The 19,246-nt window shown below is 42.7% G+C and carries 12 protein-coding genes and 1 riboswitch; of the genes, 7 read left to right on the top strand and 5 right to left on the bottom strand.

The features are described 5' to 3' along the window. Positions 1-3 precede the first annotated feature (3 nt). Genes B9Y69_RS01925 through B9Y69_RS01915 form a run of 3 tightly spaced genes read right to left on the bottom strand, consistent with a single transcriptional unit; the run spans position 4 to position 6,369 of the window. Positions 4-1,197: a DUF5000 domain-containing lipoprotein gene (locus B9Y69_RS01925; RefSeq protein WP_085471315.1), complete on the bottom strand. Its 1,194-nt coding sequence runs from the start codon at positions 1,195-1,197 to the stop codon at positions 4-6. A 35-nt stretch (positions 1,198-1,232) separates the two neighbouring features. Continuing rightward, positions 1,233-3,152 carry a RagB/SusD family nutrient uptake outer membrane protein gene (locus tag B9Y69_RS01920; RefSeq protein WP_085471314.1) on the bottom strand — a complete coding sequence of 640 codons (1,920 nt, stop codon included), beginning with the start codon at positions 3,150-3,152 and terminating at the stop codon, positions 1,233-1,235. Between the two features lie 10 nt (positions 3,153-3,162). Continuing rightward, positions 3,163-6,369 (bottom strand): SusC/RagA family TonB-linked outer membrane protein, encoded by a 3,207-nt coding sequence (locus B9Y69_RS01915; RefSeq protein WP_085471313.1) that lies wholly within the window; start codon positions 6,367-6,369, stop codon positions 3,163-3,165. 339 nt (positions 6,370-6,708) lie between these two features. Here B9Y69_RS01915 and B9Y69_RS01910 point away from each other — a divergent pair, with 339 nt between their 5' ends. The 6 genes from B9Y69_RS01910 (at position 6,709) to B9Y69_RS01885 (ending at position 15,457) form a co-directional block, all read left to right on the top strand. Then, complete coding sequence (locus tag B9Y69_RS01910; protein ID WP_085471312.1) at positions 6,709-10,779, top strand: hybrid sensor histidine kinase/response regulator transcription factor; 4,071 nt, start codon at positions 6,709-6,711, stop codon at positions 10,777-10,779. 151 nt (positions 10,780-10,930) lie between these two features. After that, on the top strand, positions 10,931-11,461 hold the full coding sequence (locus B9Y69_RS01905; protein ID WP_085471311.1) for a hypothetical protein: 531 nt from the start codon (positions 10,931-10,933) through the stop codon (positions 11,459-11,461). Positions 11,462-11,465: 4 nt separating this feature from the next. Then, positions 11,466-12,419 (top strand): DUF4407 domain-containing protein, encoded by a 954-nt coding sequence (locus B9Y69_RS01900; protein ID WP_085471310.1) that lies wholly within the window; start codon positions 11,466-11,468, stop codon positions 12,417-12,419. Positions 12,420-12,472: 53 nt separating this feature from the next. Continuing rightward, a complete protein-coding gene (locus tag B9Y69_RS01895) occupies positions 12,473-12,787 on the top strand; it encodes a DUF4342 domain-containing protein (protein WP_085471309.1) in 315 nt (104 codons plus the stop codon). Positions 12,788-13,274: 487 nt separating this feature from the next. Continuing rightward, positions 13,275-14,915: a ribosomal protection-like ABC-F family protein gene (gene abc-f, locus B9Y69_RS01890; RefSeq protein WP_234991051.1), complete on the top strand. Its 1,641-nt coding sequence runs from the start codon at positions 13,275-13,277 to the stop codon at positions 14,913-14,915. A 116-nt stretch (positions 14,916-15,031) separates the two neighbouring features. Continuing rightward, positions 15,032-15,126, top strand: a riboswitch (SAM-I-IV-variant riboswitch). A 67-nt stretch (positions 15,127-15,193) separates the two neighbouring features. After that, a complete protein-coding gene (locus B9Y69_RS01885) occupies positions 15,194-15,457 on the top strand; it encodes a hypothetical protein (RefSeq protein ID WP_085471307.1) in 264 nt (87 codons plus the stop codon). A gap of 29 nt (positions 15,458-15,486) precedes the next feature. On the opposite strand, the gene B9Y69_RS01880 is transcribed toward B9Y69_RS01885, so the two are convergent. After that, a complete protein-coding gene (locus B9Y69_RS01880) occupies positions 15,487-16,593 on the bottom strand; it encodes a DUF2891 domain-containing protein (RefSeq protein ID WP_085471306.1) in 1,107 nt (368 codons plus the stop codon). Positions 16,594-16,675: 82 nt separating this feature from the next. On the opposite strand from B9Y69_RS01880, the gene B9Y69_RS01875 reads away from it, so the two are divergent. Beyond that, positions 16,676-17,347 carry a DUF937 domain-containing protein gene (locus B9Y69_RS01875; RefSeq protein WP_085471305.1) on the top strand — a complete coding sequence of 224 codons (672 nt, stop codon included), beginning with the start codon at positions 16,676-16,678 and terminating at the stop codon, positions 17,345-17,347. A gap of 202 nt (positions 17,348-17,549) precedes the next feature. Here the strand turns inward: B9Y69_RS01875 and B9Y69_RS01870 are convergent, their stop codons facing one another. Continuing rightward, positions 17,550-19,178, bottom strand: a complete 1,629-nt coding sequence (locus tag B9Y69_RS01870) for a hypothetical protein (protein ID WP_159451788.1) — start codon at positions 19,176-19,178, stop codon at positions 17,550-17,552. Positions 19,179-19,246 lie beyond the last annotated feature (68 nt).

Below are 19,246 nucleotides of genomic sequence, written 5' to 3'. Positions count from 1 at the left end.
TACTTAGCGCGGATCTCCGTAAACTTGAAGCTCTGCGATGGACATAAAGGTAGATCCCTGCCAGTTTCTGTTTGATTTTATACGGAGGTACCGAACCTTAGGAACAGCAATATCAAAATCGTAGCTCAGTCCACTATTGGCCAATTGATAGTCCTCATCCGTTTGTTGTCCAGCAGGTAAGCCGGAGGGTTTGACACTCACGTACGTTCCGAGCAAGTGCCAGTTGTTCCAGCTACCATCCGACGGTGGGTTTGTGGATCCCCAAATTTCGAACTGACGAAGGTTTCCTCCGAAGAAATACATCCGACCGCTGTTGGTATATTCGGGGTAGTCCCAAATAACGATACGACTCATTTTCGATAAAGCCCCGGTATCAAAAGTCACCCATTGAGAGGTCGTAATACCTGGTTTGGTTAAGGAAATATTAGGCCAGTGGAAATTATCCCCATCCCACATTTTATTCAACCCAGTAGATGTATACTCCTGCTGCGCATCGCCTGGCAAGACTAACGGAGCGTATCGAGACTTAGACAAAGCTGTCTCATACAATGGTTTAAGGGTGGTAATCATGGTATCCGTGAAGTTCATATACTTATCGCGAACAGTAATAGCGAAAGTTTGTGCCACCGTATCCAAACCTCTGATAGTCCGATTAATCTGCTTCGTAGCCGTATAGATATTATCCACAGATGGTACCCATTCGCCTAAGGAATCGACCATCACCATAATGGTGATATCTTTTTGTTTTTCATTTTCTCCCGTGATGCGGATTCCTCCAAAAGCTGGTATAACCTCCAAACTGCGGAATGCATCCCAGATTGGGTTCTCTTTCGGGCGAATGGTTACCTGCACCGGTTGCGAGTTTACCTCGCTTCTATTTACGGCAAATAGGTCAATGGTATAATCAGCCTCGTCAGCAAAGCCCTCCACGATCAGGAAATTATTATAATAAGAGGATTTCACTTCCATCTTACGACCTGAAGACAACGTATAGACTGCTTTCACGTAGAGGAGGTCCTGATCCATCGGCAATCGATACGCTATGCGAGCAGCACCGGGCAAGTTCTCTACCCGCACATCAGTGACTATGCCCGGAGGCGTTGTATTTTGTTCTGAGATATCCTTAACCTCTTCTTTACAAGACCAAAAGGATACGACAAGAGCTATACAAAAAATACTATATAATAGGGATTTCATAATATATGCGTTTTATAATTCTTTTCGTTTTTATTCTACCAACCTACATTTTGTACGAGATTCGGATTCACCAATAGCGCATATTCGCCTAAAGGCCAGAAGTAATCTCTCGGCGCGATAAAAGTTTGTGGAAACAGCGTCCGTAAGCGGTAATAGTCATTGGTTGTCTCTTGGCTAACGCTCCAGCCCGTAATATTTTGGTTCAGATAATTTACGGCTAACTTCCAACGACGGAGATCCCAAAAGCGCTTGCCCTCAAACACCAACTCAATCATACGCTCTTGTCGGATAATATCGCGAAGACCTTCTTTGGTGCGTGGTTTATTGGGATTGGAAGAATAACTGTTCCAAGACTCCAACACACCTTTTAGTCCAGCTCTTGCACGTATTTTATCTAAAGCGGCATAAACCTCTTCGCTCGGACCAAACGCTTCATTTGATGCCTCGGCATACGCTAAATACACATCGCTTAAGCGGATTTCCGGCCACGGGTACGAACGATAGCTCACACCACTTGAGGCAAATGTTTGTTCCCAATTAACCAGCTTACGTAAGAAATAACCGGTTTCATTAATCCAACCGTGGTTATTCGCACCTGCAGACTGATTTAATTTGGCCTCTAATACATAGGTATCCTCATCCGTTAAGCTCAATTCATCAAACTTAAACCATACACTGCCATCAAATGCGAGGTTCGCGTAGAAGCGTGGTTCCCGATCAAAGTTCAAACGCGCCGTGCGGTACCCCTCTTTGATATAGAAACGCTCGGCATGGTTAGCTTCACGAACGGTATATCGGTTCGTAAAATCCAGCGTTTTATCCTCGTTCAAGGGAACGCCATTTTTTGTATAAAACATTTCTGCAATTTTTATCGGTGCGCTCAAATGTTGTCGCGCCGTTCCAACAACAGCCTCTGCAGTGAGTAAAGGCATGGCGTCGCGCTGAATGTTGGACGCTTGGCTATTGGAGTTTGCCCATATATGTTCTTCTTGCCAACGCTCATTAAAGCCATTTGCAATGCTCAACATATTCGCCGTCGTATCCGATAGTCGAAACTGTCCATACTGTGCTTTGTTAAACTTATATAGCTTGAATCCCGCCGTTTCTGACGACTGAACTGCCGCTGCCGCTGCTGCTGCTGCACGTACCCATTTTGTTTCGTCGTATACAGGATTAAATAACTGCTCGCCCTTTGAATTCTTAAAACTCGCGTAGTCTGGATTGCCATTAAATAAAGGACTGGCCGCTGTCAGTAATACATTTGCTTTTACGGCGTGGATAATAGGTTTAGTGATCCGCCCAAGTTGTAGCGCGCGATCGGTAATCAACAACGGTACAGATGTGTTAACCGCTGAATCCAATAAACTGACAATATAATCGACGGCCTCATCTACAGGACGCTGTTCCACCCGAACCTGTTCTGCAGTTGCATCCAAGGGAAGATTTTCACGAACAACAGGAATTGGTCCATAGGCCCGAAGCAGTAAAAAATGGTAATATGCCTTTAAGAACATGACTTCACCCAACCATCTCGAACGATCATCCGCATTTAGATCCGGTACTTTGCTGGGATTAGATACATTCTCCAGAAAAATATTACAATCGCGGATGGCCTGGAACAAACCACCGTCCCAACGATTAACTAAAACATTATTTACATTTTGTGCCCCGCGTGCAATCTGCCAGTTGCTACCCAATATCTCCCGCTGAGCAACCGGCAACCAAACTTCATCCCCGGCCAAAAAACCGTCGTTTTGCAGCGGATCAGCGTTGCGCGGCAAATAGGAATAACAGGTGTATAAATATTTCTCTGCCTCATTTCTCAACGAAAAGGCATGTTCGATTGTTGCTACATTATCCGGAACCACATCGATATAATCTTGACAGCTACTCGCCAGTACCAGCATGCCCGTCAACATCGAAAAACGAGTTATTATATTTTTAATCTTTTTCATTTTCTAACGCTTAAAAAGTAAACTGTAAGCCTAAATTATATACGGCTTGTACCGGGTATCCAATACCCTTACCGCCCATTTCTACATCCCATAGCTTAAATTTGCTAACAGAAAATAGGTTCATACCATTGGCATAGATTCGCAAATTTTTGGCACGGATCCGTTCCATTAGGCTCTGCTTAAAGGTGTATCCAAATTCAACGCTTTTCAGACGAAGAAATGCGCCATCCCGAAGCCACCACGAAGAAACCTGGTTGTTGTTTGCAATGACACCTTCGCTCAAACGTGGCCATAAGGCGTATAAATCTCTGTTGTCTTCGCTCCAGTGACTATCGGCAATAGCCTGTAGCAGTCCGTTCTGATTGCCGCCATTCTGATAGAAAGGAGATATGTTTTCCGGGTTTAGGAAAAAAGAAGAGCGCGCAGATCCTTGAAAGAAGAAACTAAAGTCAATACCCTGGTATCCTAAAGAACCTCCAAAACCATAAATTAATTCTGGATTTTCCGGGTAACCTAGCGCCACTTTATCCAGATCGGTAATCCGGCCATCGCCATTTAAGTCTTTGTACTTTATATCCCCTCCGAGGTAGTGAACTCCCGGTGTTCCAATCTGTGTAGGCGAATTTAAAACCTCTTGATCATCCACAAACAAACGCTCTGCCACATACCCGAACCATTGCTTCGCCGGGTAATTCACTGTATAGCGGTAACTCTCCGCATACGCAGGCTCATCAACGATCAGCAGTTTACTTTTTGCATAGGTCAGTGTACTTCTCCAGTTCATCCACCAACTGTTGTTCAATGTTTTATTATAATTCAACATCAAGTCCACACCACGACTTTCAGCCTTGTTGGTATTGGCAACAATAGGCACCTGTAATCCCATTGTTGTCGGTACAAAAGCACGATCTGTTAAGATATTACTACGTACTTGCTTGTAAACATCCACGTTGATTTCTAAAGCATTGAAAAGCGTGGCATCTAGTCCTAAATTCGTTTGTTCTGATTTTTCCCAGGTTATACCTTCATTAGCGTAGCGATTAATCGCAATACCTGGACGCCCAATAATACCGAGCTCGCCAAATACTGCCCCACGCCCTACGCTATTCATGTTAACCTCAGACATATAATAAAAACGCTGTTCTGCACGTCCAATTTGATCATTTCCGACAAAGCCATATGTTGCACGCAACTTCAGGTTGTTTACTGTGTTTTTAATCGGTTCAAAGAATGCTTCATTCGAAATATTATACGCTAGACCAAAGGAAGGAAAGAAACCCATACGACGATTTTTGGCAAATCGCTCCGAACCGTTATATCCAAAGTTAAATTCCGCCATATAACGATCGTCATAACCGTAGGTAAAGCGTCCCGACAAACCGATATTTCTAGCGGGTAAGGATAGTTGTAAACTGCCGGCATTACCATTTAGCTGATTCTGGATCAATCCAATTAATGTACCCCCTACATTATGTACACCAAATCTTCTGTTATAATTGGCAATAGCGTGTGCATAAAACATCGATGACACTCTTTTTTCAGATTCGCTATAATCTAAGTATTCACGTCCTACTTGCCCGATGGAACCTATTCCTCCATCGTTTAATACCCGAAGGTTCAGCGTTCCATCAGGGTTTACATTACTGGAATAATAGAAAGGATTATATTGGCGACTAACTTCGAAAAAAGCATAGCGACGTACATAAGCCATAGCCGTTAGGTTCAAGCCCGGAATAACCGCACTTAAATCTTGTCTGATTTCAATCTGCGGCATAATAGTCGATGTATTATACTCCTGGTAACCTCGTACCATTTCAGCGTATGGATTTACATAGAGTCCGCCATTCCGATTGACTGCATTCCCAAAAAGTGGGTGATTTAAATAAGGTCGGAATGAAGCCGGATAAACGGCTGGAAACATCACCGGGTTGGACCATATTGCTCTTCTAAAGGTAGCTTGCCCCCCATTGACCCATCCACCATCCGAATCCCGGTAACCGATAGGTCCGGTGTAGTCATCAAACTGTGCATACACACGTACAATACCTGTTGTTGTCGGGGTGAAATTGATGTCCACATTTGATCGAACAGAATAATTACGAAGCTTGATATTATTGTTGAAATTATTTATCCCGTTCATTTTCAACAAGCCGTTGTCTACGTTATAGGTTCCCGCCAAGTAGTAACGTGCGCGTGTCCCTCCACCCGATAAACTGAGGTTATAACGTTGGTTTAAGGTATAATCCTTAATCAATTGATCGATCCAATTGTTATTCGGGTACAACAAAGGATCCCGTCCTGCTTTCGTATTATCGATCTTACTCTGCCAATACGGTAGTCCTTGTCCTGTACTCGCATCCAAAGGGCGTGTTAGGTATGCCTCATTGGCTAACTCCATGTAGGTAATATTATCTGCAAACTGGAAATTACGCGTATTCGTCGATAGCGAATTTTCCATACGAAAATCAAAATTGGTCCGTCCTTCTTTTCCGAGCTTCGTGGTAATCAGCACGACACCATTTGCACCGCGAGCGCCATACATAGCGGCTGCATTCGCATCCCGTAACACCGAGAATGATGCAATATCATCGGGTTGTAGGCGAGCCATATCGGTTGGTGTCGATTCCACGTTATCGATCAAGATCAACGGATCCTGTTTCCCGGTACCGAAAGTACCGAGCCCCCGGATAAAGAAATTGGCATTATCAGCTCCCGGTTCACCACTCCGTTGGAAAGCAATCATACCAGCAACACGTCCTGCCATCATCGTGGTTAGGTTGCTCGTTGGCCCTTTCAGCTCTTTTGGTTCTATGGTGGTTACCGAACCGACTAAGCTGGCCCGTTTTTCACGTTGCCCGAAACCGGTAACGACAACATCTTCGATCATACTGTCGTCTGTCTCTAAAACAATATCCAGCACAATGTACCCTGTGGCGTCAGCTTTCTTTCCGGCAAGAGATACCTCTTTTCGAATAAAACCGATATTACTAAAAACTAGAGTCGATCCCCCAGGTACAGCAATTACGTAATTTCCTTTGTCATCCGTAAGTGAACGTGCTTCCCCTCCGAGCACGCCGATGGTGGTGCCCCCTAGCGGTGCGCCCCCACTTGTTATCAAACCTTTGACATTGACATTTTGCGCAACACCTATACCATACATCATAAAGAGACATAAAAATATGCCCAGACGTTGTGTAAGCATTTTGTAAGTTTTCATTGCATTTATTTTGGTTAGTTTATAATCTGCGACAGTTCATACACTGCCTGCACAATTATCGGGAGTATCTTACACTTTACTTAGGGGGGATTTCATCAAAAACAAGGGGGTAATTAGGCAGGACAAGCTAAAAAAAAAGGAAACAGGAAAACAAACAACCGTTTTTTATCCACCAACAACCACATATTAACCGGTCTACCCGCTGGCAATTATGACGCACATATACCGTAGAAAAACGGCAGAAAAGGATAAAAAAAATAAATGTCAAACTTACGCTTGTTATTAGTAAAGCTTTTAACTAGCTTTACTTTATAACCTATTAATGAAACCAACCCAATTATGAAGTATAGTATTTATACCTTTCTTCAGCTTTTTTTGGTACTTATTAGTGCAAAAGGGCAAGGTACAATAGAGTATCTCGGCATAGAAAAAGGACTATCGAACGACTATGTAACAAATATCTTCCAAGATAGACATGGCTTTATGTGGTTTGGTACCTACAGCGGATTAAATCGCTATGATGGCTATAGCTTTAAGGTATATAAAAATATACTACACGATGCACAATCACTCCCCGACAACCGTATTACCGATATTGCGGAAGATAAAAACGGAAATCTTTGGGTGGCAACCAAGATTGGTATCGCCCAGTTAAACCGGGACGAGACGACCTTCTCGCGCCTGCCGCTCTATGCGGAGAATGGAAAAAAGGTCGATATCAATTTTTCCGTGCACCAATTAAGAAACGATAAAGAGGGAAATATCTATGCCGGCAGTGAGCAAGCGGGATTATTAGCCATCCAACAGCATAAGGGCAGCTATGTAGCCTCTTCCATTCCATTACAACTTCCCCAAAACGAAACGACATCATACAGTGTTAGTGGTTTATGCAGAACACCAGAAGGAAATTTATGGCTCGTTGTTCAAAACGTAGGCCTCTGTTATTATGACCCTCAGCATAGAACGGTGGTGGTCAAAGCTGCTGGAACCTTTAATGCGACCACCATGGCAGCATCCGCAGATGGTGATGTATGGTTTGCTACAAACTGGGGCATCAGCCGATACAATCCATCGCGTCAGGCGTTTGTTCACTATACAGCGGCGGCGGGACTAGGTCTTGACCGCGTGGTGCACCTATATTTTGGTAAGGATAAAAAAATGTGGGTTGGAAGCGACGGCGGCGGAATACAAAAGATTGATATGATGACCGGCAAAGTGGAACAACACAACGATCACAATAAATATGTCCTGACGAGTAACTCTGTCTTCGCCATCTATGAAGATTCCCAAAACAGACAGTGGATCGGAACCTTACGTGGTGGGATAAACAAAATCGATTATAGCAAAGGGAAATTTCAGTTGATTAAAAATAAAACGCACGGCCAGCTTATCAGTGAGAAGGATTTTGTGCTATCCATGGCCGAGGCAGATAACGAAAACCTGTGGATCGGAACTGATGGCGCCGGTCTTTTGAAATGGAATAGAAAAAAGCAAGCGTTTGTGGATTTCCCCATCCAACATCATGCTTTACAGAAAGCTTTCGTGACGGATTTAATACAACAGTCGGACAATAAGCTATGGGTAAGTACCTATGACCAAGGCCTCTTCCTGTTGGATACCAAAACGGGAAACGTTAAACAGTATCATTGCTATTATCCCAATACCGATTATATTAATCTTACGACCTGGCGCTTGCATCAAGACAGCAATAACCAAATTTGGGCTGCAACCTTAAACGGCGGATCAATTTATAAATTAGACACGAAAGCGGATCGTTTTGTCCCCTTGGATATCCCAACGAAAGATATCCTGGTCTTTACAGAAGAAAGTGCAAACAACTTTTGGCTGGGTTCCTGGAGAGATCTTATTCGCATCGATGTAACCACAAAAAAACAGCGCACATTTACCATCGGTACCCCAGTGCGCTTTATCCATCCCGCCGGAAAAAAACACCTGTGGATAGGTACCGAGGGCGGTGGTTTACTGTTCTTTAATAAAGAAAACGGGGCATTTGATCGCTATACCGAAAAAGAGGGTCTCCCCAGCAATACCTTGCTCAATGCGCTGGAGGACAAAGAAGGAAATTTGTGGATATCAACCTATAATGGACTTTCAAAGTTTGATCCAAAGACCAAGAGTTTTCAAAACTTTAGCCGGACAGATGGACTACAAAGCAACCAATTTACATACAATGCTGCACTAAAATTACGTTCCGGTGAAATGGCATTTGGCGGTATTCGCGGGTTCAATATTTTTACCCCTAAAGATATACAGGCACAACAGCACTTTCCGAAACTGGCTATTACGCAATTACAGATTGACAATAAGCCATACGGCAGCGCGGAGCAGCAGCGAGATCAGGCTTTAGGAACCGTAGACAAACTGACCATTCCTTACCATCAGGCCATGCTTTCTTTTTCATTTGCTGCCCTGGAATATACCTTCCCAGACAAGATCAAATATGCCTACTTTTTGGAAGGGTGGGATAAAGATTGGAACTATGTGGGAGAGCAACGCAATGCACAATATACCCATTTAAAGGAAGGGGCCTATACCTTACGTATCAAATCGACCAACGCCGATGGCAGCTGGAACCCCAAAGAAAGAATAATAGCGATAGAGATCCTTCCTCCATGGTGGCGAACCGGATGGGCCTATTCTGCTTATATTTTGTTGATAGTAGGCTCCTTATATCTTTATATCAATCATATAAAGTACAAAACAAAACTATTATATAAACTCAAAACGTCAGAGTTTGCACGCAATAAAGAGCAGGAACTCAGTGAGAAAAAAATAAGTTTTTTCACCCATATAGCGCATGAGTTTAGAACGCCACTAACCCTCATGGTCAATCCGCTCAAGGATATGTTGTACCGTGCTGCACATGAAGATATCAATAAGCAGGAACTACATCATGTCTACAATCACTCAAAAAGATTGTTGAGTCTGGTGGATAAATTGCTTTTGTTTCGAAAAGCTGACAGCGGCTTTGATGAGCTACGAATTGTAAAGCTTGATTTTATAAAACTGTGTCGAGAAGTGTATTATTGTTTCCAACAACTGGCACATTCGCAGGATATCGATTACCAGTTTGAAAGTTACGCGGATAGCTATGAGATGTATGGTGATCGGGAAAAACTGGAAATATGTCTCTTTAATCTATTTCATAATGCGATTAAGTATACAGCTAAAAATGGGAAGGTAACCATACAGATCACGCCTCACAATGACTCTTTAGTATTGGAGGTAATCGACTCCGGAAAGGGCATCATAAACACGCTGGCGTCCAGTATATTTAAACCATTTCATCGGGACTACTCCAGCAAAGGAAGCCAGCAATCCGGATTTGGCATTGGCTTATTTTTGGTCAAGAAATTTGCCGAAGCACACGAAGGGACTATCCATTTTGAAAGCAATGAGCTCCTAGGAACTACCTTTACGCTGACCCTACCACACAAACCAAAGATGCTAAAAGATAGCCTTGTCTTCGAGGATGTTCCAGAGCACTCTGTCTTTCTCCATGAGTTTATGGACAGCGATCTCCCGGTGGATCAAAATACAGTACCGTTGGAGTCTAACAACACGATACCTACAAGGAAACACCAAACACTTACGACCGAGCAGCGTATTATCCTGGTGGTAGATGATAATGACGAAATCCGGAGTTACGTAGCGAAGATATTTACCCCTGATTATGAAGTGATACAAGCGGAGGACGGAGAAAAAGCGCTTGAAATTTTGCGAACAATAGAACCGGATATTGTCATTAGCGATGTTGTGATGAAAGATATTTCAGGTATCGACCTATGCGAAAATATCAAAGCAAACAATCGACTAAACCATATTCCGGTGATCCTACTGACAGCCAGCTCCTCCCCCGATGTTCGTCTGAAAGGGATTGAGGGGGGGGCGGATGATTACATCACCAAACCTTTTGATAAAGAAATTCTTCAGGCACGGGTGAGCAACCTGATACAAAACAAACAACGTCTTCATCAGTATTTTCACAATGAGATTACGATGCAGGCAACGGATAACAAAATCCCACAAGAGTATAAGGACTTTCTACACGATGCGATGCATATTGTAGAAGCGCACCTGCAGGAGGCCGATTTTTCCGTAAAAACATTAGCCGACAAGTTAAGCATGAGTCACTCCAACCTATATCGACGTATTAAATCTATATCAGGGAAATCGGCAAACGAATTTATCCGCTATATCCGATTGAGAAAAGTCGCCCGAACCCTGATTGATACCAATGCTAACATAAATGAAGCGGCCTACGATGCGGGATTTAGTGATATCAAACACTTTAGGCTTCAATTCACAAAACTATTTGGGTGTACGCCATCCGAGTATCGTAAAAAATTTGGACACGTTAAAAACAAATATCAGGTACGCATGAATTAAATATGGTCCCGTCAGCTTCGCTGGTTGACGGGATCATATTTTCACCGACATTCTTCCTGCATTCACCTAATTTATGGAAACCTTCACCTAATCACTGTATTAATCCCTCTGATTGATCCCTTACTTTGGAGAATTAAACAGAGAAACAAGCATGGGATTATTTTCATTTTTAAGAAAGAAAAAGGAGCTGCCACTTTCAACTATTCCACAAGAAGATATTACACTTCCTGAAAACGAGCAAAGTACGGAGCTCCATACGACAGTACCTGGCGGAGATGGTATTTTCCGCATCTACAATTACTTACAGCAAGATTTTGAAGCCAAAGGCTTTAATGACGCCCTCATCAGTCCCGATGATGGATACAAAAACGATAATATCCGACTGATTCGTTATGATCTTGAGATTCTGATCCATCAGGTAAAAACGTACCATGACTCCTTAATGAAAGATATGGAGTTTCATATCCACTCACGGGGACGCGCTGGGTTGATAGATCTTGTCGATGAGCTTAAAATCAAACAAACAGACCTTCTCGACCACATGGAAAAAGTAAAAGAATTCGAACGATCAGTAGCCACCGATAGTGGTTTATGTGAACGTGCGATTTTAGCATACAAACGTGGTTTCATGAAAGGTATGGCATCCATCACACAAGCCTATTTATTAAACAAAAAATTCTAGTACGATGAAAGATTGGTGGTTAAAATTTGGTTGTTTTCTAACAGGGTTCAATTATAATCTAGTAAAAAACTCGAGTGAGCAATCGGCCAAGAACGTAAAAAAATATACATCGGCCATGCTGTTGATTACGCTAGTCTGGTTTTTCATTGGCTACAGTTTTGCTACACGATACCTTCACTTGGAACAATGGGGAGGGCTTCTCGGTGGGCTCTTAATGAGCTTTGTCGTTATCCAGATCGAGCGGATTATTATCCTATCGACGAAAGTTAGTTTAGGTTCCAGCATCTTCCGTATTCTCCTCGCTTTGGTGATGTCTATTTTAGGTGCCTTTATTATGGACCAAATTACATTCAAGGACGATATCGAACTGCGTAAAGCGCAGGTCATGGACGAACGTGTAAAACTAGCCGTGCAACAATCTGAGCAGGATATCCAGAAGCAAATAGCAGGTTTGGACAGCATGATCGCTAAAGCAAACTTACGCTATGATGCCGTAAGTAATGACCTAAAGAAAAATCCGGTCATTATAACGACGTATACGAACAGTAGTGTAACCAAGGATAAAGAAGGAAAAGCGATCAATAGTACCCAATCGACCAACAAATCGGTGATGGAGAATCCGAAAAAACTGGAAATGGAGCAGCTCCATAAACAAATAGAAACGCTGCAACATAAAAAATTTGAGCTGGCCCAGTCGATCACGACCATCAAAGAACGAAAAGAAAAAGAATTGAAAGCCAGTACAGGATTTCTCGATGAACTGACCTTACTACATGATGTGGTTACATCCTCACAAATTGGTATTTTCGTATATCTCCTCTTCCTGTTGTTCTTTCTAGCTATTGAACTTTTTGTACTCGTCATGAAACTAACGGACAAAGAATCTGACTACGATAAGCTTTTGCAACACCAAACAGAAATTCGCGTTCACATGCTAGAAAAGCTACGCAATCCGTAAACAAAGTCTCTATTATAACTGTTAATTTTTATAAACTCAAAACAAATACAATTATGTCTATCAAAGAAACATTCTTCGTAAACGGGGAAAACCTACTCAAAAAAATAAAGGAAATTATCGCAGAAGGTAATGTGACCAAAATCAGCATTTCGGACAAGAACGGAAAGGAAATAATGAGTTTTCCAGTAACGTTGGGTGTCGTTGGGGTCGTATTCGCGCCCATTTTTGCGGCTGTTGGCGCCATTGCGGCTTTACTGACCGAATGCAAGATTACAGTCGAGAAAGAGCACAAAGAAGATGAAGCAACACCTCCTCAGGAAGAGGAGAAAGAAAATGCTGCAACAGAACCAGAAGAACCGTTGTTGTAAGGCTATCTTATAACTGGCTCCTTTTAGTCTAAGAATTGGACTATACTCATAAAATAGATCGACCTCTTGCCTCTGGAAAACAACAAGCAAGAGGTTGTATTCTAAGCTCCCACGTGGCTGAGAGGACAGGGACAAATAAGGGAGACACGAGCCAAAGGCGCGCGCCAGCGGATAGCAAACTAGCGAACCGTCTTCAAAATACTCGACGCTCACCAACACGCTAGTTCGAGCCTGCCTACCACAGATGATCTTGCAAATCAAACTCCTAAAGGTTAAAGTAAGTAATATGATATGCTAAGCGATAAACCTACTACAGGTAGGCTTGTCGCTTGGACTTTTAAAGACGTTATGAAGAAGCCAGCCATCACCGGGATTACTTTTTTTTCAATTTTAACTTTTTAATTGCTACCTTTGTAAGCAACAAATCACTTACTGCATGTAATAAATATTTCTTTCCACCGAACATACTCAGCATTATCCTTAATGGATGAACTGCCTATTGTTAACTTCTACAACGAAAGAAATCATGCTTATTATCGACAATATTTCCTATATACATCAGGATAAAGAAGTCCTGTTTACACATTTAAATTTTAGCCTTCGTCAAGGTGCTAAAGCTGCGCTTATCGGGAATAATGGTGCAGGAAAATCTACACTGCTTAAACTTATTGCAGGTCTTCACACTCCCAATACGGGTCAAATAAGATCGGTAGAGTCCCCCTATTACATCCCTCAAATACTTGATCAATACCAAGACAAAACAGTGGCTGAGGCGCTTCAAGTAGCCCATAAATTGCATGCTTTTTATGAAATCTTGGCGGGAAATGCCTCGGAAGAGCATATGTTGATGCTCGATGATGATTGGAGCCTCGAAGAACGCTGTCACGATGCCTTTACCCGTTGGGATTTGAAGGGAGTAAACCTGAATGACAAGATGGCGACACTTAGTGGTGGACAAAAGAGCCGTGTTTTTTTAGCCGGTATACACATCCACCAAGCGAAGTTTATCATCATGGATGAGCCCAGTAATCATTTGGATAATCAGGGCCGGCAATTGCTTTATGCATACATCGAACAAACTGCAGCAACTTTACTTATTGTGAGCCACGATCGTACCTTGCTCAATTTACTTGACACGATGTATGAACTTAGTAAAGAGGGCATAAAGACTTACGGCGGGAATTATGATTTCTACGCGGAGCAGAAAGATGCGGAGCGCAACGCGCTGGGCGACCACATCCAGGCAATGGAAAAAGACCTTCGGAAGGCCAAAGAAAAAGAACGTGCCGTAGCCGAGCGTCAGCAGAAGCTGGATGCACGTGGTAAAAAGAAGCAAGAAAAAGCCGGCGTTGCGCGTATTATGATGAATACGCTCCGCAATAACGCCGAAAATAGCAGTGCTAAATCCAAGCAAGTCCACAGCAATAAAACGAATAATATCGGTGAAGAACTATCATCGTTGCGCATGCAGCGTGCCGATATCGACAAGATGAAGTTTGGTTTCGAAAGAACAAGCCTTCATCAAGGTAAGGTGTTATTCGAACTCACGCATGTAAATCATCAATACGAAGCCCAAGCGGTTTGGTCGGATAAATTAAATTTAAAAATTACAAGTGGCGAGCGCATTGCGTTAAAAGGAAAGAACGGCTCCGGAAAAACGACCTTCATCCGGCTCTTGTTAGGTGCGTTAACGCCCGCGACGGGATCGATTTTCCGTACCGCGATTGAAACCGTTTATATTGATCAGGACTACTCCCTTTTGAATGATGCACTTAGCGTATACGAACAGGCCGAGGATTTTAATGACGGAGCACTCCAAGAACACGATATAAAGATTAGGTTGGATCGCTTTTTATTTAACAAAGAAAGCTGGAACAAATCGGTTGCTGCATTAAGCGGCGGAGAACGAATGCGCCTTGCTCTATGTTGTTTAACAATAAGTAATAATGCACCAGAGCTTCTCGTATTAGACGAACCTACCAATAACTTAGATATCCAAAATATCGAAATTCTAACCGCAGCTATTCAACAGTATCAAGGAACATTATTGGTCGTTTCGCACGATGCCTATTTCTTGAATCAAATAGCTATTACAAGGGAGATTGAGTTGGTAGGGAGTAGTTCGTAGAGCGTAGTTGGTAGGAAGTAGTTGGTAGAGCGTAGTTGGTAGGGAGTGGAGCGTTGTTACTAAATATACGTTATTTAAAAAAATATTTGGAAATAAAAAAATACTCTACTATATTTGTAGAGTATTCAGAATTGCATAAGCAATACCAACCGAGTGTAGGCACCGCGGTGGTAAAATAATACGGGTATCACGCCAAAATAAACGTGTCTTCACGATTGTTTTAAACCCTTGATTTTCTGAATACAATTTATGGTTAAACGTTTTTAATTTTAAATTGTATGTCAACAACAAATCAACTATCCAGCCATCTACAAGAGCAGTTCCACCACTATACGGTGAATGAGTTGATCACCATCAACAATGACATTGTTGAAAACAAGGTTTGGGGAAGCTCACGCTCTACCTTCCGGAATGCAGTGCTTAAAGCACTTGCCCAGAAGGGAATCGACCTATCCCCTATTATTTCCAAAGAGGACGGTTTTACCGTAATCCAGATTGTGAAAGTAAAGCTAGAAAACAATAGCCTCATTCCAGTCTGTTAAAGCAAGCAAATCTCCCCCTTTACATATAGCTACTGGTTAGACAGCGCCAACAAGGCAAATGATCCTAACCAGTGGCTTCCCATATAGTCGTCGTTGCTGATATTTTTCAAAGAAAATTCAATGTGATTATTCCCGAGCTGCACCAAAACATCATGAAGTTCCGGAAGCACTTGTGCAATACCGTACAGGCAATGGGCACGACTAAAGTTCAACCCATCCAAGTGAACCAATTTTCCATCCGTACGATCGCTCACAATAGCAGGCTGCAATAACTTTACTTCCTTTTCAAACAAACCTGGCATAAAATTCAAAAGCCACACTTTATACTCATCATGTGGTAACACCTTACTCATGAGATAGGCTTCCTCCAAACACGGTGACAGAAAATCATATCCACTCGGTTCGTACGCTAAATCACAGTTTTTATCCTTTTCAAAAAAACGTGTAGTATTGGTCTTTATAGCATTCAATAGGTTATGATCTCCAACTTGTTTGGCATAATCAAACATCAAAGCAAGACTAAAAGCTGTATTATCGTGTTGCCCTGTTCGAATCGGGTAAACTAATTTTGTTAAATAAACTTGTGTCCGTTCCGAAAGCAAATCGACCAAAGGTTGTAATACGGATGCCCACTTCTGTGCATCCTTATCTTCCCATGCCAACAGCTCTTGCTGCAACTTGAACAACCAGGCCCAGCCGTAGGTCCGCTCGAAGCTCAAATTATTTTTATCTTGAAAAAAAGCAAGCTCCACCGCGAGATTTTCCTTCGTGATATGAGCGTTCAATATCTGTCGGATTTTGCCGTCGGAATCTAAATCGGGATGAAGGCGTAACAAGTGCACAATGGACCAGTAACCGTGCACGGAAGAGTGCCAATCAAAACATCCATAAAAAATCGGACGCAGTGCCTTAGGCCCTTTTAGATCTTGAACGCTCCCCAAGACCTGTCCCATTTTATTCGGGTATTCAATCGTTAAACAATGTGTAGGGAGTGCGAAAATCAGGGCTGCCATTTCGGAATCCAATGTCAGCTTATCTACTTTCGCTTCATTCTCTGTTGCTGTATTTCGTTGCTGTTGACAACCACTTAAAACAGCTAAAAAACACAACGATACAACAAATCCTAGGTACTTCATAAAACATTTTTTTTTTCTGTAAGTTTATAAGAACAAGAATAGGCATAAAAAAATACATATTGTTACTTAACAAATAAAAATCATGGGTATTACAGATTTAATTACAGGTGGTATCGGTTCGAAAGCGATATCAGCCATTTCCAGTACGTTGGGTGTTAGCGAGACGAAAGCAAAGTGGATCGTTGCAGCCGCCGTTCCGCTGATGATTGCTGCGTTGAACTACAACTCCAAAAACAAAGGACAAGCAGAAAATATCGACAAAGCGCTTGACCAACACAGCAGTAGCGGTATTCTGGATAAGATAAGTGACGTTTTTGGCAGCAACAACAACGATGATGGCGGAAAGATTGTCAACCATATGTTTGGCAAAAACACAGAATCTGTAACACAAAATTTTGCAGATAAGCTAGGCTTGAGCAGTGCACAAGTAGGTGGAGTACTCGCTAGTTTAGCGCCCATGGTTATGGGATATCTCGGCCAACAAAAACAAAGTGCCAACAGTGGGGGTGGCATTGGCGACCTCATCGGCTCGGTATTAGGCGGTGGCGGTGCGCAACAAGCTTCCACAGGAGGTGGTATTGGAGATCTAATCGGCAATATTTTTGGCGGCGGAGGCAACACACAAGCGGCGACACAATCTAACGGTATTACCGATATGATTGGCAACCTGGCGGGCGACTTTTTCAATCAAAACAAAAGCCAACAGGATAAAGGCGGCATTTTGGATTCTTTAGCTGGCATGTTTGGAAAGTAAAATACAAAAAAAGACTACCACGTAGCCCCGCTTCTTGCGGGGATGTGGTAGTCTTTTTAAATTTTATCTGGAGAAGATAGTTCACACTTTACTATATTGCCTGCATTAGCAACGCTTCTAGCTTTCTTAACCACCAAATGTCGCCTGAGGAATTATGGCGATCTGTAGAAACTTGCCTTTGCACCACCTCAACTCCCTAACCCTAATTAAACACATAATTTATCCCGACCGTTCCTCCTCCGTGGAAGCTATTTCTAGTACGGCTTGCCCCCCAGAAACGCCATGCAGTACCCGCCCCACTTTCTTGCTCCAGCGCTTGGGCGTAGTTAAAGGAAGGAGCCGCAAAAACCTGTAAATGCTTGCTCAGGTACATCGCTGGCATAAAACGTAGGGAAACACGATTATTATCAGTCGTACGAAAGTTATCCGCAAAATTTGTTCGTTGTACAAGTTCGGTCGAAAAAGAAAATTTCGATGTATGTACAAGGCGTGCGCCCAACCCAAATTCCGCCGCATACTTCATTATCGGATCATCTACATATAAACCAAAACCAAGTACGCTGTACAGGACACGTCCCCCAGAACGGAAATTTAGTGCCACCAGCTTGCTGTCATCAATATGAACCGACAACTGCTTTGTTCCATTTTTCACTAAACTCAATAAGGCAATCGGGTAGTCGCTACTATCTGCGATATTCAATACGCCTGCAAGCTGTACACCTTTTACTTTCTTTGCTATGTTGATACCACCCGCAAGCTGACTTACCACCTCTTTACGACTCACATTGAGAACCCCAGCAAGCTGAACACCTTTAACCACCTTGGCTATGTTCACTCCTCCAGTAATCTGCACGGCCACCTCATTTCGGCTTAAATTATGAACACCAGCTATTTGGCTTCCATAGGATGTTTTTGCGCCGTTAAAACCACCTGAGAGCTGGATACCGTGATGAACGGTATCGGCTAAATTCCATACTCCCCCTATTTGTACGCCTTCCACATCATTCATCACCACATTGCCACCGCCAGCCAGCTGAAATCCTTTCACATTCCCCCCAACCACATTGATGACACCCGCAAATTGAGCACCACGCATATCATATTGGTTCACATTAAAGCCGCCTGCCAACTCTGTACCATCGACCCCAGCCGTGGCACCACCAATTAAATTCAATGAAAAGGTGTTCACAATTTGTGAATTGAAAAAGCCATGCGTGCTAAGTCCCGGTGTCAGCGACATTTGAAAAGGGCTATAGGCAAAAACACCACCCAAATTCAAACTCTGCAACCGTTGCGCGGAGCTCGTAAAAAAATGACCAAAATAGCTATCATAAACGGTTCGGCTGCTATCCTGTCGTGCATAATAGCCTAACTTACGGCCCTTCAAATTCTTTACCGCATCAATTGGCAACAACAGCATAATGGAGGTGTCCCTATAATTTTCCTTACTTAAACCGATTGCAAGGATATGATCCGCTTTCTTTAAGTCTAAAACGAAATACCCGTTTTTATCCGATAACGTGGAAGTCTGAAAGGCAACGCGATCGTAAATACTGGCATGCGGAATACCCTCTTTTGTTCGGATATCACGGACATACCCCATCACCATCGCTCTATTTGATGTGGGTTCCACTTCTACAGATACATCCATCCGTTGTGGTGCATAGGTAATAATAACATGCGATTCGGTTTCCTTGAAGCTAAACTTCTCCCCTAATAATTTCTCCAAATAGTCAATCAAAAGGCCATCAAAAGGTTTTGTATCTACTATTTTCTCGGTATCCAACAAATTACTGTTGTATGAAAAGTAAAAAGATTCTGTTCTCTCCAAGTGGTTAAAGATGGTTCGGAGCATCGTTTTCTCAAACCCCGGTACCTTAATCTTTTTAGATAAGCTTC

The organism is Sphingobacterium psychroaquaticum (assembly GCF_900177625.1).
Classification (GTDB): Bacteria; Bacteroidota; Bacteroidia; order Sphingobacteriales; family Sphingobacteriaceae; genus Sphingobacterium; species Sphingobacterium psychroaquaticum.
This window is presented reverse-complemented; position numbering and strand designations above follow the sequence as displayed.